Origin of the sequence: Bacillus sp. XT-4 (assembly GCF_050864245.1) — a bacterium.
GTDB classification, from domain to species: domain Bacteria; phylum Bacillota; class Bacilli; order Bacillales; family Bacillaceae; genus Bacillus; species Bacillus altitudinis.
On sequence record NZ_JBPAFI010000001.1, the window covers coordinates 937,922 to 958,143 of the forward strand.

Genomic DNA, 20,222 nt, shown 5'->3' on the forward strand with positions numbered 1-20,222 from the left:
TTCCCCTTTTTTAAAATTTCCAACAAATATACGCCATAAGAAGGAGATACAATTCGCTTGATTCATACCTTTCTCCTACTTTTCGTACACTAAGAATAATATCGGCAGCAAATAAGAGGATTGTAATGAAAAAAGAGGATACAAGCAAAACAGTTCAATACAAAAAAGCTTGCAGAAAAACATTTTCTACAAGCTGATGAGCTTACTTTATCCTTTATGAAGATTTCATCCAAGGCATTTTCTGATAGGTGCGATAGGCTCTGCCATTGATATAGAAAAAGAACGATGTTTTCCCGCTTGATTTGATCAACCGCTTTGCCAGCTTGTTCATCTCTTTTTGGGCTGTCACTTTTTCATCAGACAAATAGACCGCAAGTAACCCTCTATTGATTAGTTTGTGAAAATTCTCGTGTGGAATGCCTTTCAGCTGTTCATCCGCTTTTTCAATAAAATGCTGTAGTCTATCCATCATCTCATGATGAGAGTTGTAGTACGAGCAAAAATTCAAATCGCCTTCCAGCCTGTCCTCTTCTTGGTCGATTAAATAGTCCAGTAAGATGTGCAGACCTTGAATATAAGGAAAATAGCTTTCGTAAATTTGCTTCGCCTGCTTCTCTGTAAAATCAGGCTGCAGTGCATAAGCCACAAGACAGAAAATGCCCAGCGTTGATCCTGCACATGCGGAAAACTCATACCACTCCATCTTCGGTAAATCCTTTTCATACTGGCGGAACCATGACTCTAATCGAGGTTCACGCTCATGAGGAACCACATGCTTATGTACTTGTAAATCACTATAATAATCACACAGCGTATGTAAATAGGGCTGAATGATCGGATAATGCGCTAGACGTGATAACACATTTTGGCATGTCCTAACAAGCGCATGCAGATATCCATGATCCTCTTGATCATCACGGAATTGATAGTACGGCTTAAGCTCCGCATGAATATCGAGTGCATCTCTCATCGCTTGATGCAGCATATGAAAATCCTTTGGATCAAGTGATGTACTGCGGTCACACAAGTTATCTAAGTAATCGCTAATCGTTTGGTACGCCACAATGAATTCAATACACGTTTCCTTCGCTTCACCTGCAAGAAGAGATAAAATTCCCCCGCCTTCACAGTGAAAGGTTTTACTGGATATGCTCGCTAGTGCCTGCGTTCTCAGTTCTTCATTTTCAATCATTTCTGCATAAGCCCGCCACTTTTTTAGCTCCTGATGAACTAGCGGAAAAATATCTTTATACACCTTCGTCATCAGTGCAAAAGGACGTTCTGGTACTGACAAATCAATCCACCCCCAACTTAAGCTCACAATCAAATATATTGATCAGTAAAGGCTCTTGCCGCCTTAAACACATCTTCTCGCTCGGGCTCATTAAAAATTTCATGATAAAGCCCTTCCCATTCACGGTATGATTTATTGGTTGATTCAATGCCATTGAACCATTTCATCACTCTTGTTTTATCTACAATCTTGTCATCACCTGCCTGCATGAGCAGGAGCGGAATCGACCGAAAGACATTCGTAGGCTGCATCGCCGCATCGATATTTTTGACCAGTTCTCGATACCAGCGAACCGACACCTTCGTCACATAAAGCGAATCATTCGAATCCGCCTCAATCACATCTTGATTCCGTGTGGCAAGTTCGATCGACAGCCCAGATTCGACTTTAAAAGACGGCGCCAGCACATTTAGCCCTTTTGACGCAAAATCCATCAGCTTCTTCGGTTTAAATTGCAGACCTAAACAAGGTGATGATAAAATAAGGCCATCAATCTTCGTATGGGTATACTGCTTGAACCATTCAATCGAAATCAGTCCCCCCATACTATGTCCAAGTAAAAATGTCGGAAGTCTGAACGACTTCGCATGTTCAATCCATTCATCGACTGTATCAATGTATTCTTGAAAAGAACGAATGTGGCCTCTCGCACGTGTCGATGTCCCTTGCCCAGGCAGGTCACCCATGACGACGTGATAGCCTGCATTTCGCCACATTTCGATCAGCCATTTATATCGGCCATGATATTCACTAGCACCATGTACAATTACAATTGTACCAACCGGTCTTTCAGCATGCCAAGTCCACAAAGTAAACACCTCACAAATGTTGTATTAAGAAAGGAAGTCGAAAAAGTGATTTATCCATATCATCAGTTTACACCTGAGATTCATGAATCGGTCTTTGTTGCAGAAAACGCCACCATTACAGGTGATGTCACAATTGGAGAATATTCAAGCGTTTGGTTCCAAACGGTCATTAGAGGCGATGTAGCTCCTGTAAGAATTGGAAAAAACGTCAACATTCAAGACTTATCCTGTCTGCATCAAAGTCCTAGAAAAACACTTCTTATTGAAGATGGTGCTACCATTGGACACCAAGTCACATTACATAGCTCTATCATTCGAAAAAATGCCCTCATTGGCATGGGATCCATCATTCTCGATGGTGCGGAAATTGGCGAAGGAGCCTTTATTGGTGCAGGTAGCCTTGTCCCGCAAGGAAAAGTCATCCCAAAAGGTTCACTCGCTTTTGGCCGTCCAGCCAAAGTCGTTCGCCAGTTAACAGATGAAGATATCCAAGACATGGATCGTATCCGCAGAGAATATGTAGAAAAAGGACAATACTATCGTTCCCTTTTATCGCGTTAACATCATACATGTATCTTCACTTTATCATGTTTTTTTCAGGATATTAAGCAATAACTGTGTACCGCTTGTTATTTTACCCTTTTCCACCACTTTCTATCATGACAAAAAAGGTTTTCAGCACAAAGCTGAAAACCTTTTTCATTAGCTAAAAATAACTTCTTTCGGCTGGTGATTCAACTGCTCTGGATCAATGCTGCGCTCTACATAGATGCTATGCCAGATCATAAAGATCAGGACAGTCCAAATCTTACGACTATGATCTGCTTTTCCAGCACAATGATCATTTAATAAATCAAGAACATATGCCTTGTTAATGTATTCATCTGTCTGACTGTTTTTAATGATATCTTTCGCCCAAGCGTTCATCTCATTTTTCAGCCAATGACGAATTGGCACAGGGAAACCTAGTTTTTTACGGTTTAACACATGGTCTGGTACAATGCCTTCTGCTGCTTTACGCAATAAATATTTCGTTGTACCGTCTTTCGTTTTCAACTCTTCTGGAATTTTAGAAGCTGCTTCAAATACGACCTTATCAAGGAATGGAACACGAAGCTCAAGAGAATTCGCCATTGTCATCTTATCTGCTTTCAGCAGGATATCCCCGCGCATCCACGTATGGATATCAACATATTGCATTTTGTTAATATCACTGTAGCCTGCACTTTCCTCGAAGTATGTTCTCGTCACGTCACGATACGTGATGTTCGGATCATACTGCTTTAAGAGGTTTTTCTTCACTGGCTCTTCAAAGATTTTCGCATTGCCGATATAACGTTCCTCTAATGGCGTACAGCCGCGAACGATAAAGCTTTTCCCTTTCATTCCTTCTGGCATTAAACGAGCCAGACGAAGAAGAAGCTTTTTCAGCATGGATGGTACAGATTCAAAAGGCTTTAGAGATAGCGGCTCACGGTAAATATTATATCCACCGAACAGCTCGTCTGCTCCCTCACCTGAAAGAACAACTGTGACTTGTTTTTTCGCTTCTTTTGCCACGAAATACAATGGAATCGCCGCTGGATCAGCCAAAGGATCATCTAAATGCCAGACGATCTTTGGAAGCTCATTCATATATTCCTCAGGAGAAATCACAGCACTAAAGTTTTGCAATCCCAGCTTATCAGCTGTTTCTTTTGCTACATCCACCTCACTGAATCCATCCTGCTGGAAACCAACAGAGAATGTCTTCAGTTCAGGGTGAAATTCCTTTGCGACCGACACGATGAAAGAAGAATCGATCCCGCCTGATAGGAATGAACCAACAGGCACATCACTTCTCATGTGGACTTTTACAGAATCATAGATAGCATCACGTACTTCTTCTACTAATTTCTGCTCTTGTGTTTGCTCAGGTTTGAATTGAACTTTCCAGTAAGTCTTAAATGCAATGTCTTGGCCTGGACGCAGTGTAAACTGATGACCTGGCTCGACTTTGTGCACTTTTTGATCAAGTGTATTTGGCTCAGGAACGAACTGAAAAGACATGTACTGCTGCAAAGCAGTCTCATCAAATAAAATGTTCTCATTCACAGCCATTAAGCTTTTGCGTTCAGAAGCAAAGTACACTTGGTCATCCATTTGTGTAAAATAGAGCGGTTTAATGCCGAAAGGATCTCTTGCGCCATATAATAACTGCGCTTCTTTATCCCAAATTAAAAATGCAAACATCCCGCGAAGCTTCGATGCCGCTTCTTCTTTATAGTGGCGATATGTGGCAAGAAGGACTTCCGTATCAGAATCTGTGCTGAACGTATAGCCTTTTTTCACAAGCTCTTCTTTCAGCTCCACATAGTTATAAATTTCTCCGTTGAAAATAATCCAATATTTTTCATCTTCATAAGAAAGCGGCTGCTTTCCGTGTTCAACATCTATAATACTTAAACGTCTAAATCCAAATCCTACATGCTCATCATGAAAGTACCCCTCATCATCCGGACCTCGATGAACGATGAGACGATTCATTTGCTTAATTAACTCTTCCTGCTCAGTAGTTTCGGACAATGGACGGTGATTAAATACACCAACAAACCCACACATATTATTGCCTCCACGTTATGTTATTTCTTAAAAGTAGACCTATAATTAGACAGTTTTTTGTCCAATTTTGTTTCACATTTTTACGCTTTTTGTAGAATTTTTTTTAATCAAAAGGAAAACCGCTTAAAATAAGCGGTTTTGTATGTTGTTATTCTCCTAATGCTTCCTTGCGAAGCGTGTCGGCTTTATCCGTTTTTTCCCATGGAAGATCCAAGTCATGACGGCCAAAATGTCCGTATGCAGCGGTTTGTTTATAGATCGGACGACGTAAGTCAAGCATTTTAATAATGCCAGCTGGACGAAGATCAAAGTTTGCACGTACCACTTCAATTAATTTCTCTTCAGAGGCTTTTCCTGTTCCAAATGTATCAATTGAAATGGAGACAGGCTGTGCAACACCAATTGCATAAGCAAGCTGCACTTCACATGAATCTGCAAGACCAGCTGCTACGATGTTTTTCGCTACATAGCGAGCCGCATATGCTGCAGAACGGTCAACCTTCGTTGCATCCTTACCAGAGAAAGCACCGCCACCGTGACGAGCATACCCGCCATAAGTGTCAACGATGATTTTACGTCCAGTTAAACCAGCATCCCCTTGAGGTCCACCGATAACAAAGCGGCCTGTTGGGTTGATGAAGTATTTTGTTTCTTCATCGATCAGTTCACTTGGAACGACAGGGCGGATGACATGCTCTTTTAAGTCGCTTTGAATTTGTTCAAGCGTCACTTCTGGTGCATGCTGTGTAGAAATAACCACCGTATCAATACGAACTGGTTTGTTTTGTTCATCATATTCAACTGTTACTTGAGTTTTTCCGTCTGGACGAAGGTATGCAAGTGTTTCATTCTTGCGTACTTCTGTTAAACGGCGAGATAATTTATGTGCAAGAGAAATCGGCAGTGGCATAAGCTCTTCAGTTTCGTTATTTGCAAAACCAAACATCAGACCTTGGTCACCTGCACCGATCGCATCAATTTCTTCTTCAGTCATTGTTCCTTCACGTGCTTCAAGCGCTTTGTCTACACCTTGCGCAATATCAGCAGACTGTTCATCAATTGATGTAAGAACCGCACATGTTTCCGCATCAAAACCATATTTCGCACGTGTGTAGCCAATTTCCTTAATCGTGTCACGCACCGTCTTTGGAATGTCAACATAAGTAGACGTTGTAATCTCACCGCTTACTAATACGAGACCGGTTGTTACAGAAGTTTCACAGGCAACACGTGCATTTGGATCTTTCTTTAAAATTTCATCCAAAATGCTGTCTGAAATTTGATCACAGATTTTATCTGGATGTCCTTCGGTCACTGATTCTGAAGTAAATAAACGACGATTTTGACTCATAATGGCTATTTCCTCCTGTACAAGACCACATCATCCCAAGATGAGGCCTCCAATATGATACGGAACTCGTTCCCTCTTATATTTCAACATGTTTATATTAGAGATGTTATTGGCAATTTGTTCATATGATATCCCAAAAATAAAAAAACCATTTCCTTCATTGCGAGGAAAGGGTCTGAGATCGCATGCCTTTCACTCTTATCGCTCAAGGTGTTCTTGTACCTTGCATCAGGTTAGCACCTTGGTTTCTCAGCATGTTCATGCCTTTTCATAAGAAACCGGTTGCTGGGCTTCATCGGGCCTGTCCCTCCACCAACTCGGGATAAGAGTATCCGTTCAATAAGATATCTTATCTTAAACCCTTGCGTCATGTCAATGGTTCATAGGAATTATCCCCCCTCTTTTTTCACCTCATCATTAGCATCACCAAAAAGCATATTTTCATAGCAGAAATGAAAAAACACACACAAAAATGTTTAAATAGTATAGACTATTATTATCAATGTGTTATACTAATCAAAACAAACAAATTCAACGGTAAAGGAAGGGTTTTTTTATGAACTCAGTGGATTTAAAAGAAGATTTGCAGTCATTGCTCTCATTAGAAAATACGCACCAAAATTTATCTGTTCCGAAACTTGTTGAAAAGATTTTGGCACGTAATGAAGGCGTTTTAACTTCAACTGGTGCTGTCCGCGCCACAACGGGTGCCTACACTGGACGTTCGCCTAAAGATAAATTCATCGTAAAAGAAGAAAACTCTGAACATAAAATTGATTGGGGTCAAGTCAATCAGCCGATCTCGAAAGAGGCATTTGATCGTTTATATACAAAGGTTGTGTCATACTTAAAAGAACGTGATGAACTATTTGTCTTTGATGGTTTTGCCGGTGCTGACGAAAAATACCGTATGCCAATTACAGTTGTAAATGAATTCGCTTGGCACAATCTCTTTGCAAAGCAGCTATTCATCAGACCTGATGGATCAACACCTTCATCAAACGAAAAACCTTTCACCATCTTATCTGCACCTCACTTTAAAGCAGATCCTGAAACAGATGGCACAAACTCTGAAACGTTTATTATCGTTTCTTTTGAAAAACGGACGATTCTGATCGGTGGAACAGAATATGCAGGAGAGATGAAAAAATCCATTTTCTCTGTTATGAACTACCTGCTTCCTGAACAAGATATTTTATCAATGCACTGCTCTGCTAACGTCGGTCAAGAAGGCGATGTTGCTTTATTTTTCGGCCTTTCAGGTACTGGAAAAACGACGCTTTCTGCAAGTGCAAGCCGCAAGCTGATTGGAGACGATGAGCACGGCTGGTCTAACACAGGTGTGTTCAATATTGAAGGCGGATGCTATGCAAAATGCGTGAACTTAAGTGAAGAAAAAGAACCCCAAATTTACAAAGCCATCAGCTTCGGATCAGTGCTTGAAAATGTAGTACTTGATGAAGAAACACGTGAAGCAGATTATGATGACACATTCTTTACTGAAAATACACGTGCGGCTTACCCAATCGAAATGATTGATAACATCGTGAAACCAAGTATTGCAGGTCACCCATCTGCTATCGTCTTTTTAACAGCTGATGCATTCGGCGTTTTACCTCCAATCAGCCGTTTAACGAAAGAACAAGCGATGTACCACTTCTTGAGCGGTTACACAAGTAAATTAGCGGGAACTGAGCGTGGCGTGACGTCACCAGAAACAACGTTCTCTACTTGCTTTGGTTCACCATTCTTGCCACTTCCTGCTCATGTCTATGCTGAAATGCTTGGTAAAAAAATCGATGAGCACGGCGCAAAAGTATTCCTTGTGAATACAGGCTGGACTGGCGGCGGCTACGGTACGGGCAAACGAATGAATCTTGCTCATACAAGAGCAATGGTGCAGGCAGCGATCGAAGGTGATCTTGATAACGCTGAAATGATCACTGACGACATCTTCGGATTACACATCCCGCTTCATATTCCAGGAGTGCCAGATGAAGTGCTTCAGCCTGCTAAAACATGGGACGATCAAGAGGCTTACAAAGAAAAAGCACACTTCCTTGCAAATGAATTTAAAAAGAACTTCAAAAAATTCAGCCATGCAGCAAGTGATATTGAAGCAAAAGGCGGACCACTCGTCTAATCAAAAGGAAAAAGCTGAGGGAATGAATCCCTCAGCTTTTTTAGTTCGTTGAATGCAATGACACAAGACGGTACGTTACCTTCGTGATATTGTCTGTGAGCTCCAGCTTTTCAACATGTGCTGTTCCTGTTTTTTCTCCGTCTTTCGTTTTACGCACCTCAAGCGGAATATTTAATGGATAAATGCGGTACCCTTCCTTCATGAGCTCAAACACATTTTCTTCAATTCTTGTCTCTTTTCCTTTTGTGACAATCATTGTATTAAATTCAACAGGCATTCCCATAATGAAAATCCCCCTACTTTCTATATTTCTTTCTACCGTTTATTTTACCACATTTCCGCCTTTTCGGCTGTGCATCCATGTCGTCAGCCGTCTGACAATCTCCCGGTTATGCTGTGGCGGGAAATAATGATGATATCCGTGAAAATACCATGTTTCCACAGACTTGCCATGCTGACGCAGTGCATCTTCTAATAAATACGCATGCTCAATGGATACATTCTCATCCAGCTCCCCATGAATGATTAAGACAGGTGCTTCAATTTGGTGCACATCATTCAAAGGCGTTCTAGCCTCATATGCCTCTGGTACCTTATGCGGAGGACCTCCTATCACACGCTTCATCATTCTTCTCATATCCACACGTTCTTCATAGGTGAGCTTCATATCACTTACGCCTCCCCATGTCACAAAGGAAGCGGCCTCATGCTTCATTTCAACAGCGGTCCATATGCCCATAATTCCGCCACGGGAAAAACCAAAGATATGAATTCGCTCCTGCTTCACCTTTTGATGATGTTTCAACAGCTGAAATGCAGCAAATGCATCTTTCCGATCTTCTCCGGCAAAATCCTCGTTCCCTTCGCCTCCTTGATTCCCTCGGTAGAAGGGCGCAAAGACGACAAACCCTTGCGCAGCAAATTGCACAATTCGGCCAGGTCTAACCATTCCCACATTTTTAATGCCGCCGCGTAAATATAAAAAACCGTCATAGAGACCTTCTCCGGCCGGTTCAGCGAGCAGCCCCTTCATTCGAAGTCCATCGGCCTCATATGTCACTGTATATAAGTGAATATGCGGATGTGGCGACGGGAACCTTCTCTTTTCCACAATCACTTGAATTCTCTCCTTTTCATTCGGTGTTACGTCAAATGCTTGATGATGGCTTCTGCGACGAGCTGTCCTGATTTTGTCACCATCGGAGTGCCGCCGCCTGGATGACTTGTGCCGCCAACAAACCAAAGTCCTTCAATATCCTTTGATTGATTATTGATGCGAAAAAATGCCTGCTTGAATGAGTTTGACGACATGCCATAAATGGCCCCATGATACGCTCCCGTTTTTTGCTGTAAATCAAGCGGGGTTTGTACCGCTTCAAATTCTACAAGCTGGTCAAGATCAAAGAGACCCTTTTCCTTTAGTTTTGTTTTCATATGCTGGCCATATGTCTCCTTTAGCATGTCCCAATTTTGCTCTTTTGTCACATATGGCGCATTGGCCAATACAAACAAGTTACTTCTTCCTGGCCCTCCGCTTAAAGCTGGCTCTGAATGACCTGAATAACAGATGTAAAGCGTCGGATCATGAGGAAGCTGTTTTTTCTGAAAAATATCCTTAAATTCTTGTTCATAATTCTCTGGAAAAAACACGTTGTGATGAGACAGTTGTTCATAGACTTTAGGGACGCCCAACAAAAGAACAAAACCTGATAACGATGGCTCAATGTTTGCCAGTTTTTGATTTCCAAAGCTCGGACGGTCTTCTTCATCAATTAATTGGCGATAAACAGTCAGTGCATCTGCCCCCGCAATGACTTGATCTGCCTCATATAACTGCTGATCCGTTTCAACTCCTTGGATTCGCTTATTCTTTACATGAATCTTTTTAACTGATTCATTGAGATGAATTTGGACACCCAATTCCTTTGCCAGTGTCTCAAATGCCTCAACTAAACGATATGTACCGCCCTTAATACCATAAATGCCTTTTTCTCCTTCTAAATAAGCCATCATATTAAAAATAGCAGGTGCCTCGTATGGAGAAGAGCCAATGTAAGTCGCATACCGGCCAAACATCGCCAATGTATGAGGATGACGAAAATATTGACGCAGCAATCGCTGAACGGATGTAAAAGGTTTGACAGCAAGAAGGGCTTTCATTAGCTTGACATCCGCTTTATCCTTCCAGGTCAATAATAAACGATTTAAAAACTGATCCTCTGCCATTTGAAAAAGCTTCTTCGATTCCTGTAAAAATGCCCGGTATCGCTTTGCATCCTCTGGACTAAAAACTGCAATTTGTGATTCCATTTGCTCAATATCTGGCGTAAACTCGACCGTATGTCCATCTGAAAAAACGTTTTTAGTAAGCGGGAAAATCGGATAAAACGTCACATAATCCTCCATTCGTCTATGACAGGAGGTAAATACTTCCTCAAAATACGCCTTCATTGTAATGGTACTCGGTCCTAAATCAAAAGAGTAGCCAGACGCTTGATGGCGTTGTAATTTCCCGCCTAAAGAAGCTTCTTTTTCTAAAATGGTGACCTGGAAACCGCGTGACTGTAAGCGAATCGCAGCCGATAACCCGCCAAGTCCGCCGCCAATAATGATCACTTTTTTCATTCGTACCTTCTTCCTTTCCATTCATAGCCTTCTTTTTTCAGCCCAATTTTCATAGAAGCAAAACCAATGGCCATCAGGCTTATGATACTGACAGGCAATAAAAAGGCCATCGTAGACGTTCTTCCATTTTCGATATCAATGACCGCTTTAATGGATACACCCAGCCCGTAGCAAAGAAGGGCTAAACAGAGATTGACCACATCAAAATGAATCAGTGCGATCATAAAGCAAAGAACAGGAACTACATAAAGGACGGAGTATAAACAAAAGACACTGCTTAACAAAGCAATGTTTCGATTCACTCCCGGGAACAAATTTTTCCGATATCCTTCCCATACTTCCTGTCCACTCTCATACATTCTCATGTAGACAAAAGAATGAATACTTGCGAGTGTGAACGGAAAGCCCTTCGTTTTCACACGTTTAGCCAAAGCCATATCATCCACAAGAGAATCCTTGATCGCTTCATGACCACCTATTTCGTGATAACAGTTCTTTTCAATGGCAATAAAGCCGCCATGTGCTGCGGCAAAAGCAGGATGTTGAGATGTTCTGACCCACTTCACTGGCAGATGACAGCCAATCGTAAACATCATCATAGGAACGACAAGATGCTCAAAAGGCGTTCCCGTTTTTTGCTCTGGGAAACCTGAAAGCATGCCCGTTTTTTGTATGCATAACTGCTTGTACACCGCTTCAATAGCTCCTTGTTTTAAGCGGACATCTGCATCTAAAAATAACAGCCAATCAGAAGATGCTGCCTCAGCAAGCTGGGAACAAGCATATGATTTTCCAAGCCAGCCGCGCTTCAATACTTGACCTGACTGCACACGAATCCATGGATATGTCTCTGCAAAGCCCTCTGCAATCATTCTCGTCTGATCTGTCGAGTGATCATCCAGCACGATCAACTCTTTCGGATGGAGACGCTGATCAACAATCGACTGAAGGCAGGCTTCCAGCCTTTTTTCTTCATTTCTCGCTGGAATGAGGATCGATAATGAAATGCGTTCATCAGGTGAAAGAGATGCCGGCTTGAGTACAGGAAATTGCTTCATATTCCAAATCGTAAACATCAATTGGCAGAGCAGCAAAACACTGATGACAATTAAGAAGACCGCCATGTTTTCACCCACTTTTTAAAGGAATCAAACGCATCAATAGTTGACCGGCTTGTCCTTGTTACCTGCCTAAATTGTTCGTTTGTTGAAAAATCTGGATCAGCAATAACCTGTGCTTGATGTGCGTTTAACTGTGTTTCAAGCAGGTCTCCGAGTAAACTTGTTACTTCCTTACTGCGAAGTGATCCGCCAGCTACTAGGACATCTTCTCCAAACTCAACCGATACCGTTGGTTTTTGAAATTGATTAAATGTATAATGCAGCGTTACAGGTTTTATGACGACCTGCTCAAATTGCCTGACTAAAAAAGAAGCTCCGCCTTCCAGTTCAATCGGCCTTATGTCTTGGTGCATAATTTTCCCCTGCGGGAAGAGCCACACACCCCCGCCAGCCTCCATCTTCTCCTTTGCGGTCATTAATGCCTGCTTGACACTTTTCAGCTTCTCTTTATGGACTGGAAATGCACCAAGTTTTTGAAAAAAAGCATATTGCTTCAACTGCTTCTCTTCCATCATCATGGCATGATCCAGCTCAGACATTTGTTCTATTAAAAGAAAAATGATCAGTCCATCCCACCATGAACTGTGATTAGCGAGATAAAGAACAGGATGCTTCTCCTTTGGGTCAACCGTACCTTTCATCATGACACAGCGAAAATGTTTGTTCAGTAAATATCGTTCAAGATAAAAATAAAAGAGTCGTCTAAACGATCGGTTTTTGTCGCTTTCTTTCAAATCGAACCCTTCCTTCACACAAGATGACAATGATCAGTGCTAAATAAAAAATGACATCCAGCCCGCCCTTTAATGCTAAAAGACCAAAGAAGAACACCATGGCCTGATAAATACGTCCATTCCAGCGCAATGCCTGCTGATCAATGGATACGAGCGGGAACAGAAATGAAAGTCCTGCTCCAATGATACCCCAGCTGACAAAATTCTCAAAAGGGATACCAAAGAAACCTCCGCCGTCATACCACACCCAAAACTTTCGTTCAGCCGCTACCGGATCTAATATGAGATCAAGCAGTACAATCCATATACCCGTTTCGACGGCTCGCTTCCACTTCGATTGTTGTCTTGATAAAAAAAGACTATTTAAAAACACACCAACCCATGCAAAAGCGATCGTCAAAGGCACTCCCGCCACAAGAAATCCAAGCGTCGGATAATAATCATAGGCCCCAAATGGAAAATCAGTTGTGATCCCCACCCATTCAACTGTAAATGTCAACACACCCACAATGGCTGCTCTTACGATTACAAAGCTCCATGCCCCGTAGATATTTCGGCCAATCTCAATGACGCAGCAGGCGTAAAGCACAAGAAAGATACCATTCGCAAACTGAAGCCATGCCGGCACTTCAAAAAAGACCATTAAAATAAGACCTACTACATACCAACCAACAAATACCCAACTCAATCTATACACGAAACCGCTCCTTTATTTCTTCCAAATACAAGAAAACATTCATGCTTCTAGTATAGAAAAAAAGACACGTTCTATAAATAAACAATGCGCTTCTTATTTCATCTAGGCACTCACCAAAAATCCCTTTTAACATACTTTAATTAGTGACCTAGAACAAAGGAGGCGAATTACTCTTGAATCGTTCCATTAAAGTCAGACTGGCATTCATATTCGTTGTCCTGCTCTTTATTCCATTTGTCGCCTGTAAAAAAGACCAAGAGCAGACCGTACAAGTAGCCGAGGTGACCCATTCGGTCTTTTATGCACCGCTTTATGTCGCCCTATCCGAAGGATTTTTCAAAGATGAAGGCTTAGAGGTTGAATTAAAAACCACTTGGGGCGGCGATAAAACAATGACAGCTCTCTTATCCGGCGGTGCTGATATCGCTCTGACCGGATCTGAATCTTCTATTTATGTGGAAGCACAAGACACGAAAGACTCTGTCATGAACTTTGCACAGCTGACACAAACAGACGGTACATTTCTTGTTTCAAGGGAAAAAATCAATCAATTCTCTTGGGATCAATTGAAAGGAAAGGACTTTCTCGGTCAACGAAAAGGCGGCATGCCGCAAATGGTCGGTGAATATGTCCTGAAAAAAGAAGGCATTGATTTGAAACAGGATCTTCGCATGATTCAAAATATTGATTTTGCCAACATTTCAGGTGCTTTTTCCTCTGGAACTGGCGATTTTGTGCAGTTATTCGAACCGACAGCTTCCTTAATTGAAAAAGAAGGCAAAGGGTACATTACCGCCTCCTTTGGTGAGGCTTCCGGCAAGGTGCCTTATACCACCTTTATGGCAAAGAAGAGTTACTTAGAGGAAAACAAAGAGACAGCTGAAGCCTTTACTCGTGCCATTTACAAAGCGCAAAAATGGGTCAAAGCAAAGAGCCCAGAGGAAATTGCCGAGACAATCCAATCTCAATTTCCTGATACAGACCTTGATGTCTTATCAACAGCCATTAAACGCTACAAGCAGCAGAACTCCTACGCAACAGATCCCCTTCTAAATGAAGAGGAATGGAACAAATTACAGGAAATCATGAAGGCAAGTGGTGAACTACCGGAATTTATCCCGTACAAACAACTTGTCGATTCATCCATTGCAAGGAAGGTCACAGATCACAAATAGAACAGGAGGTAGCACATGTCTTTCCTTCAAATTGACCATGTGACCCACACGTACTTCTCTTTAAAAGAAAAAACCACGGCCATCAAACACATCAATATGGAGATCACTCAAGGTGAATTCATCTCATTTATTGGTCCCAGCGGCTGCGGGAAAACAACCTTGCTGTCCATCATCGCAGGCATTACGCCACCCTCTGAAGGTCGAATTTTAATCGAAGGAAAAGAACCGAATCAACAGGAGCATCAAATCGGTTATATGCTCCAGCAAGATTATTTGTTCCCATGGAAAACGATCAAGGAAAATGTCATTCTCGGGTTAAAAATTGCAAAACAAGATTCACATGAAGCCACCTCAGCTGCCCTTAGCTTACTGCCAAAGCTTGGACTGCATGATGTCGAAGAAAAATACCCGAAGGAGCTGTCAGGCGGGATGAGGCAGCGTGCGGCTCTCGCCCGAACGCTTGCAGTTGATCCCGGCCTGCTTCTGCTTGATGAGCCATTTTCAGCACTAGATTACCAGACGAAACTGACATTAGAAGACCTCGTCTTTCACACATTAAAAAACTATCAAAAAACGGCTGTTCTTGTCACGCATGACATCGGCGAAGCCATTGCGATGAGTGATCGCATTTTCTTATTCTCAAAGCATCCCGGCTCTATCCAGCGAATGTTTACCGTTCCAGATGATCTGAGGACGCTCTCTCCTTTTGAAGCGAGACAGACAGCAAGTTTCCAAGAGCTCTTTCAAACGATTTGGAAGGAGCTGAAGACAGTTGAAACACAGTGATCTTTTACATGAAGCCTATCGAAAAAAAATTCGAATGGAAAAACGCATGACGCGAGTCTACCAGTTGATCATTTTCGCCAGTTTCTTTTCGCTTTGGGAGCTTGCGAGCCATTTCAGACTGATTGACCCGCTCATTTTCAGTTCACCATCTGCTGTCTGCCAATTGTTTTTACAAAAATTATCAGATGGTTCATTAATCAATCATATGAGCATTACGCTATTTGAAACAGTGCTCGGCTTTCTACTTGGTACTTTTTGCGGCATTTTATTAGCCGCCGCCTTATGGTGGTCCACCCGTCTTGCAAATGTCCTTGATCCTTATTTGGTTATTTTAAATGCGATGCCGAAAGTCGCTCTCGCCCCCATTTTAATTGTTGCCCTTGGACCAGGCATGATCAGCATTGTCGCGATGGGTGCCATTATCAGTGTGATCATTACCACAATCGTCATTTATACAGCCTTTCAAGAAGTCGATGAGAATTATTTAAAAGTCATGAAAACCTTTGGCGCAAAAAAAAGAACGGTCTTCCGTGAGGTCATTTTGCCAGCAAGTATTCCAACGATGATCTCTGCCATTAAGGTCAATGTTGGTCTTTCTTGGGTTGGGGTCATTGTGGGAGAATTCCTTGTATCCTCAAAAGGACTCGGCTATATGATCATCTATGGCTTTCAAGTCTTCAACTTTACACTCGTGTTCTTAAGTCTTTTCATTATCGCCGTCTTCGCCACCATCATGTATCAGCTTGTTGAATGGCTGGAGCGCCGTTTTCTGCAAAAATAAAAAGCACAGGGTCATTTCCCTGCGCTTTTTTTAACGAATCAAACCGTTCTTTTCTAAATAAGCAAGACTTTGTCTCAAGACATCATCTTTCATAATAAAACTGAAATTTTTATTTTTTGCGATGGATCTTGGTAAGTCTGCGAAAAGAACGGGTCCTTTCGTTTCAAAATACGTGTCCTGCTTGACGAGCCTTTCAATATCGGCGAAATAAATATTTTTGACAATGACTTTCTCTCTGCCAAGCACCTGATATTGACCAATATACGTTAATTCACGAACAACAGCACCCGTCTCTTCGTGAATCTCTCGTATAGCGGCTTGATCTGCTTCTTCATTTGGCTCTACTTTCCCTCCTGGAAACTCGTAGCCTCGATCCTCATGTTCAGTAAGTAGCCATTTTCCTTGATAGCGGCAAATAGCCCAAACATGCTTAGGATGACTTGAAAAAGGCTGCTCTTCAAAAGAGAGCTTGACCGTATTATGATAATAATCTTTAAATACATGCATGTGAAATCCCTCATATCCTGTCCTTGCTTCTTGTAAAACATCATACCACAGATCACATTTCTCTGAAGAATTTTTATGAAAAGTGAAACAAACGAGTGCTTCTATCTCGTCTGTATGTAAAATAAGTATTCTTGCTAAAACCTTTTTATCATCTCCATCCTCATCCCATTTTAATCATGAAACCTTTTGCCCATGATGACGTAAATCAATAAGTGTTTGTCCTACACAGACGAGGAGGAAACCAGCATGAGCATCACAAATGGATCAAAACAAGAAAATAACAAAGCATGGCCAATGAGGCAACATGAGAAAGAAGACGCTTCTCTTGAGGCAGTGAAGAAACACCTCATGAAAGGACAAAAGTTAGATTTAACAAAAGACAATCCAAATGTAGATCAAATTCAAATCGGACTTGGCTGGGACTTATCTGGTCAGCCAATTGATTTAGATACGCAAGTGTTTCTCTTAAATGAAGAGGACAAGCTTCTGTCTCCAAAACACCTCATCTATTATCATCAGCAGCAAAGCTTAGATGGAGCTGTTCGCCATCTAGGTGATCATCAGGTCGGCGGAGGCTATCGGGATAATGAGATCATCATTATGCAGCTGAGCAGAGTCTCACCCGATATTCAGAAAATCGTCGTAACAGCCACGATACATGATGCACACGAGCGGGCACATCATTTTGGACAGGTGACCAATGCCTACTTGCGCCTTTCCGATCAAATCACACAACAGGAGATTTGTACCTTTCAGTTAACAGAAGATTATTCATTTTGTACATCCATCATTTGTGCTGAACTAACGAGAGTTGAGAACGAATGGAAAATTACCGCAACAGGACAAGGTACGACCCTTGATTTAAACGACCTATGCCGCATCTACGGATTCACATCTTGACAAAGGAAAGGAGCTGGCACAAATGGGATTTCATTTCAACACGATCGAAGAACTGACTTTACAAGCAGAAGGCAACGGGATCTTTTTGCCAAAAAAGGCGCTATGATTGCCGATCAAGGTACATTTCAATACCGTAAACGATTACTTGGGACGAATAAAGGAAATATGGTCAGCCAAGTATTTAATCATATTAGCAGAAAATTAACAGGTGAAAACCTTGAGATGATGGAAGTGAGTGGACAAGGCACTTGCTACTTGGCTGATTCTAGCGAGCATGTGACCGTCATCAATCTTGAGCCGAACGGTCCTTGGCAACATGTTAGCGTGGAAAGTGAAGATTTACTTGCCTTTACTGAAGAATGTCACTATGGCGTGACACCAGTAGGCGTTGGGATTTTATCACAGAAAGGGCTGTTTACTTCAAAGCTCTCGTATCAAGGTCACGGGGCGCAGGTTGCCATCAAAACAAATGGAAACCCGCTGATTTTAAAAGCACCTTGCCGTGTAGATCCTGACGCCATTGTCGCTTGGACGGGCAAAGCACCGAAAGTCAAATTAGATGTGAACTGGAAAACGTTCATTGGACAAACATCAGGCGAATCCTACTTGTTTGAATTTCATGAACAGGACCAAATTGTGATTATCCAGCCATCTGAACGAACATCTGGAATGCGGGTCGGGATAGATGATAACCGGTACAAACCCCAGAGTCAGAGTACCTCACACGAAATCACCAACTCACAGCAGGAAAATAGAGGCGGAATCAGTGATCTGATCGGCGGCATCTTACAGCCTCGAAAATAAAAGCATGTAGAATGTCTCTACATGCTTTCAGATCGTTGACAAAAGGCTAAAATGAACTTTCTTTTAGCCTTTTGTCTTCTTTTCAGCGTGATAGAAAACCTTTGCAGTCTAGGAAAAACGAGTACTAGCGTGGAGCGAATTTCACATTCGTGAGCACTAGCACGCAGGACTGACAAAGAATGCGAGGGTTTGTCTACATGCTTTTTCAATTCATCAGTCCATTGGTCTCAATAAAGTTCTTTGTCTCTTCGTTACCGAGATCATGAATCATCGAGTAAATTTCTTTTCTTTTCCTATCCATTTCGTCGTTTGGACTATCATAATGATATTCAAGAAATGGAACATGCGCCCGAAAGAAACCTTTCCAATCTGTCATATACTGTTCATCAAAATACTCTCTTAACTGCAAGATTTGGTCATCATCTGCTTCTATCTGAAATTGCCAAGCAGCCGCGTCTCTGTGCTGTGAGATTGATCCGTCTTGAACGGATACATAGTATGTGTGTGTCGCCATCTGATTCATCCTTTTTGCTTTAGTATGACCAGATATGAAGAAATTACGGCTTTTTGCGCAATTTATTTTTAATCATGTCTAACACATCAATAAACAACTGTGGAATGGGAATTCCGAGAGCTCTGGCTGTTGAGACAATCTGGTACGATTCATAAATAATATAAAAGATGAGCGCTAAATCCTTAATTGTCCCCCCAGTCTTCAGCATGACATCGAAGAAATGTGCCATGGATATTAAAGAGATCGTCACAACCTTTCGAACAAGCCTGGTCAAAAAACGCTTCATCGTAAGTTGTCCAGTCACAGATTCTCTTAGGCTTGAACAAATTAATTCTATAGCCATGAGTGTCACTAATATCATGAGTAAATATCCTGCTCCACCAAACAGAAAGCCCATTGCCGACAAACTGACTGTAAACAACGAAAAGATGCCTAAATCCTTGCTCACTTGGCATCAACATCCTTTCATAGTGGAACTTCTTACCTCAATAGTATATGCCGCATTTGATGAATAGCTTGGACGACAAAAAATAAAGGCATGGTTAGCTGTTCAAAAAATTCGTGAAGCGCATAAAAAGAGCCGCCTGTGACGGCGGCTTTCTTGGTTAAACTCTGACATCAATAAACGTAGCATCTGAATCTTTGGGCTGAACAGCTTGAGGCTGCTGCTGCACTTGATCGAGCATCACCATGGCTTGGGCTGTGTTCGTGGCAAGCTGTGAATTCAATAAACTGATATTAAGTGTTTTTTGAATACTCGCCACTTGCTGGCTCATCATTCCTGCAATTGAGGACATCTTCTCCCCTCCCTTCCCTTTTCTCTTCGGCTGAAAGCCCCATCAATTCAATGGGCTGTCTGTCACAAATCCACAAAAAAAGAATGCCGATCTGTTTGATGATCGACATTCCTTTCACATTCGCTTATCCTAAGTATGCTTTTAGCATCCAGTTGTGTTTTTCAATGGACTGATGAATCGCAAGCAGCATATCACCTGTTGTTTCATCGCCTACTTCTGCAGCCAGCTCCATGCCTTTCTTAAGTTCTTCTGCAATATTAGAGAAATCATCATACAGATTTTTCACCATTTGCTCGGCTGATTCATTGCCTTCCGCTTCTTGAATGCTAGAAATTTCTAAGCACTCTTTCATTGTCGCAACAGGTTGTCCATTTAATGCGAGCATACGCTCAGCCAAATCATCGATGTAAGTGGCTGTTTCTGTATATAATTCCTCGAATTTTTCATGGAGTGTAAAGAAATCTTTTCCCTTTACATACCAGTGATAGTTATGTAATTTTACGTAAAGCACAGTCCAATCTGCTACTTGTTTATTGACGACGTTTAATAATTTTTCAGACATGTTGATTCCTCCTTATGTAGT

Annotated in this window: 21 protein-coding genes, 1 pseudogene and 1 riboswitch; of the genes and pseudogenes, 7 read left to right on the plus strand and 15 right to left on the minus strand. The window is 41.8% G+C overall.

What is annotated here, in order from left to right; all coding sequences use genetic code 11:
- Window positions 1–214 precede the first annotated feature (214 nt).
- Window positions 215–1,294, minus strand: a complete 1,080-nt coding sequence (locus ACRRMM_RS04905) for a tetraprenyl-beta-curcumene synthase family protein (protein WP_224558594.1) — start codon at window positions 1,292–1,294, stop codon at window positions 215–217.
- 29 nt (window positions 1,295–1,323) lie between these two features.
- Window positions 1,324–2,103: an alpha/beta hydrolase gene (locus ACRRMM_RS04910; RefSeq protein ID WP_019743683.1), complete on the minus strand. Its 780-nt coding sequence runs from the start codon at window positions 2,101–2,103 to the stop codon at window positions 1,324–1,326.
- A gap of 45 nt (window positions 2,104–2,148) precedes the next feature.
- Here ACRRMM_RS04910 and ACRRMM_RS04915 point away from each other — a divergent pair, with 45 nt between their 5' ends.
- Window positions 2,149–2,664, plus strand: a complete 516-nt coding sequence (locus tag ACRRMM_RS04915; protein WP_224558595.1) for a gamma carbonic anhydrase — start codon at window positions 2,149–2,151, stop codon at window positions 2,662–2,664.
- A gap of 141 nt (window positions 2,665–2,805) precedes the next feature.
- On the opposite strand, the gene asnB is transcribed toward ACRRMM_RS04915, so the two are convergent.
- Together asnB and metK are read right to left on the minus strand one after the other, a co-directional pair.
- Entirely contained in the window at window positions 2,806–4,704 is a 1,899-nt protein-coding gene (gene asnB / locus ACRRMM_RS04920) for an asparagine synthase (glutamine-hydrolyzing) (RefSeq protein ID WP_046344278.1), read from the minus strand.
- 148 nt (window positions 4,705–4,852) lie between these two features.
- Window positions 4,853–6,055: a methionine adenosyltransferase gene (metK, locus tag ACRRMM_RS04925; protein WP_008342973.1), complete on the minus strand. Its 1,203-nt coding sequence runs from the start codon at window positions 6,053–6,055 to the stop codon at window positions 4,853–4,855.
- Between the two features lie 195 nt (window positions 6,056–6,250).
- Window positions 6,251–6,384, minus strand: a riboswitch (SAM riboswitch).
- Window positions 6,385–6,611: 227 nt separating this feature from the next.
- Between metK and pckA the strand changes: the two genes are divergently transcribed.
- Window positions 6,612–8,198, plus strand: a complete 1,587-nt coding sequence (gene pckA / locus ACRRMM_RS04930) for a phosphoenolpyruvate carboxykinase (ATP) (protein WP_019743681.1) — start codon at window positions 6,612–6,614, stop codon at window positions 8,196–8,198.
- 40 nt (window positions 8,199–8,238) lie between these two features.
- On the opposite strand, the gene ACRRMM_RS04935 is transcribed toward pckA, so the two are convergent.
- The 6 genes from ACRRMM_RS04935 to ACRRMM_RS04960 are packed head-to-tail and all read right to left on the minus strand — an operon-like array spanning window position 8,239 to window position 13,375.
- The gene (locus ACRRMM_RS04935; protein ID WP_017358362.1) at window positions 8,239–8,481 is read right to left on the minus strand and encodes a DUF2584 domain-containing protein; all 243 of its coding nucleotides are present in this window, start codon (window positions 8,479–8,481) and stop codon (window positions 8,239–8,241) included.
- 39 nt (window positions 8,482–8,520) lie between these two features.
- Complete coding sequence (locus tag ACRRMM_RS04940) at window positions 8,521–9,315, minus strand: alpha/beta hydrolase family protein (RefSeq protein WP_008342969.1); 795 nt, start codon at window positions 9,313–9,315, stop codon at window positions 8,521–8,523.
- Between the two features lie 26 nt (window positions 9,316–9,341).
- Window positions 9,342–10,823 carry a phytoene desaturase family protein gene (locus ACRRMM_RS04945; protein WP_428828570.1) on the minus strand — a complete coding sequence of 494 codons (1,482 nt, stop codon included), beginning with the start codon at window positions 10,821–10,823 and terminating at the stop codon, window positions 9,342–9,344.
- A complete protein-coding gene (locus tag ACRRMM_RS04950) occupies window positions 10,820–11,947 on the minus strand; it encodes a glycosyltransferase (protein WP_144684196.1) in 1,128 nt (375 codons plus the stop codon). Before ACRRMM_RS04950 ends, ACRRMM_RS04945 begins: the two co-directional genes overlap by 4 nt.
- Entirely contained in the window at window positions 11,932–12,678 is a 747-nt protein-coding gene (locus ACRRMM_RS04955) for a lysophospholipid acyltransferase family protein (protein ID WP_144684198.1), read from the minus strand. Before ACRRMM_RS04955 ends, ACRRMM_RS04950 begins: the two co-directional genes overlap by 16 nt.
- Complete coding sequence (locus tag ACRRMM_RS04960) at window positions 12,647–13,375, minus strand: carotenoid biosynthesis protein (RefSeq protein ID WP_017358367.1); 729 nt, start codon at window positions 13,373–13,375, stop codon at window positions 12,647–12,649. Before ACRRMM_RS04960 ends, ACRRMM_RS04955 begins: the two co-directional genes overlap by 32 nt.
- 173 nt (window positions 13,376–13,548) lie before the next feature.
- Here ACRRMM_RS04960 and ACRRMM_RS04965 point away from each other — a divergent pair, with 173 nt between their 5' ends.
- From ACRRMM_RS04965 to ACRRMM_RS04975, 3 genes are read left to right on the plus strand one after another with little or no spacing between them, the layout of a single operon-like run.
- Complete coding sequence (locus ACRRMM_RS04965; protein WP_046527566.1) at window positions 13,549–14,550, plus strand: ABC transporter substrate-binding protein; 1,002 nt, start codon at window positions 13,549–13,551, stop codon at window positions 14,548–14,550.
- Between the two features lie 15 nt (window positions 14,551–14,565).
- The gene (locus tag ACRRMM_RS04970) at window positions 14,566–15,336 is read left to right on the plus strand and encodes an ABC transporter ATP-binding protein (protein ID WP_046527567.1); all 771 of its coding nucleotides are present in this window, start codon (window positions 14,566–14,568) and stop codon (window positions 15,334–15,336) included.
- Between the two features lie 34 nt (window positions 15,337–15,370).
- The gene (locus ACRRMM_RS04975; RefSeq protein ID WP_370648334.1) at window positions 15,371–16,117 is read left to right on the plus strand and encodes an ABC transporter permease; all 747 of its coding nucleotides are present in this window, start codon (window positions 15,371–15,373) and stop codon (window positions 16,115–16,117) included.
- Window positions 16,118–16,147: 30 nt separating this feature from the next.
- Here the strand turns inward: ACRRMM_RS04975 and ytkD are convergent, their stop codons facing one another.
- A complete protein-coding gene (gene ytkD / locus ACRRMM_RS04980; protein WP_008342951.1) occupies window positions 16,148–16,624 on the minus strand; it encodes an RNA deprotection pyrophosphohydrolase in 477 nt (158 codons plus the stop codon).
- Window positions 16,625–16,870: 246 nt separating this feature from the next.
- Here ytkD and ACRRMM_RS04985 point away from each other — a divergent pair, with 246 nt between their 5' ends.
- Entirely contained in the window at window positions 16,871–17,524 is a 654-nt protein-coding gene (locus tag ACRRMM_RS04985) for a TerD family protein (RefSeq protein WP_144684200.1), read from the plus strand.
- A 22-nt stretch (window positions 17,525–17,546) separates the two neighbouring features.
- Window positions 17,547–18,328: pseudogene (locus tag ACRRMM_RS04990) on the plus strand (AIM24 family protein).
- A gap of 205 nt (window positions 18,329–18,533) precedes the next feature.
- Here ACRRMM_RS04990 and ACRRMM_RS04995 read toward each other — a convergent pair.
- The 4 genes from ACRRMM_RS04995 to ACRRMM_RS05010 form a co-directional block, all read right to left on the minus strand.
- Window positions 18,534–18,842: a hypothetical protein gene (locus tag ACRRMM_RS04995; protein WP_017358369.1), complete on the minus strand. Its 309-nt coding sequence runs from the start codon at window positions 18,840–18,842 to the stop codon at window positions 18,534–18,536.
- 43 nt (window positions 18,843–18,885) lie between these two features.
- Window positions 18,886–19,290 carry a phage holin family protein gene (locus ACRRMM_RS05000; protein WP_008342944.1) on the minus strand — a complete coding sequence of 135 codons (405 nt, stop codon included), beginning with the start codon at window positions 19,288–19,290 and terminating at the stop codon, window positions 18,886–18,888.
- A 157-nt stretch (window positions 19,291–19,447) separates the two neighbouring features.
- The gene (locus ACRRMM_RS05005) at window positions 19,448–19,639 is read right to left on the minus strand and encodes a hypothetical protein (RefSeq protein ID WP_008342942.1); all 192 of its coding nucleotides are present in this window, start codon (window positions 19,637–19,639) and stop codon (window positions 19,448–19,450) included.
- Between the two features lie 124 nt (window positions 19,640–19,763).
- Window positions 19,764–20,201 (minus strand): Dps family protein, encoded by a 438-nt coding sequence (locus tag ACRRMM_RS05010; protein WP_056705413.1) that lies wholly within the window; start codon window positions 20,199–20,201, stop codon window positions 19,764–19,766.
- Window positions 20,202–20,222: the final 21 nt, after the last annotated feature.

Bases quoted from the DNA above. Each gene is read 5' to 3' on its own strand.
- ACRRMM_RS04950 (WP_144684196.1), bottom strand. From the start codon at position 11,947: ATGGCGGTCTTCTTAATTGTCATCAGTGTTTTGCTGCTCTGCCAATTG.
- ACRRMM_RS04985 (WP_144684200.1), top strand. From the start codon at position 16,871: ATGAGCATCACAAATGGATCAAAACAAGAAAATAACAAAGCATGGCCA.
- asnB (WP_046344278.1), bottom strand. From the start codon at position 4,704: ATGTGTGGGTTTGTTGGTGTATTTAATCACCGTCCATTGTCCGAAACT.
- pckA (WP_019743681.1), top strand. From the start codon at position 6,612: ATGAACTCAGTGGATTTAAAAGAAGATTTGCAGTCATTGCTCTCATTA.
- ACRRMM_RS05010 (WP_056705413.1), bottom strand. From the start codon at position 20,201: ATGTCTGAAAAATTATTAAACGTCGTCAATAAACAAGTAGCAGATTGG.
- ACRRMM_RS04995 (WP_017358369.1), bottom strand. From the start codon at position 18,842: ATGGCGACACACACATACTATGTATCCGTTCAAGACGGATCAATCTCA.
- ytkD (WP_008342951.1), bottom strand. From the start codon at position 16,624: ATGCATGTATTTAAAGATTATTATCATAATACGGTCAAGCTCTCTTTT.
- ACRRMM_RS04975 (WP_370648334.1), top strand. From the start codon at position 15,371: ATGGAAAAACGCATGACGCGAGTCTACCAGTTGATCATTTTCGCCAGT.
- ACRRMM_RS04935 (WP_017358362.1), bottom strand. From the start codon at position 8,481: ATGGGAATGCCTGTTGAATTTAATACAATGATTGTCACAAAAGGAAAA.
- ACRRMM_RS05005 (WP_008342942.1), bottom strand. From the start codon at position 19,639: ATGTCCTCAATTGCAGGAATGATGAGCCAGCAAGTGGCGAGTATTCAA.
- ACRRMM_RS04970 (WP_046527567.1), top strand. From the start codon at position 14,566: ATGTCTTTCCTTCAAATTGACCATGTGACCCACACGTACTTCTCTTTA.
- metK (WP_008342973.1), bottom strand. From the start codon at position 6,055: ATGAGTCAAAATCGTCGTTTATTTACTTCAGAATCAGTGACCGAAGGA.
- ACRRMM_RS04945 (WP_428828570.1), bottom strand. From the start codon at position 10,823: ATGAAAAAAGTGATCATTATTGGCGGCGGACTTGGCGGGTTATCGGCT.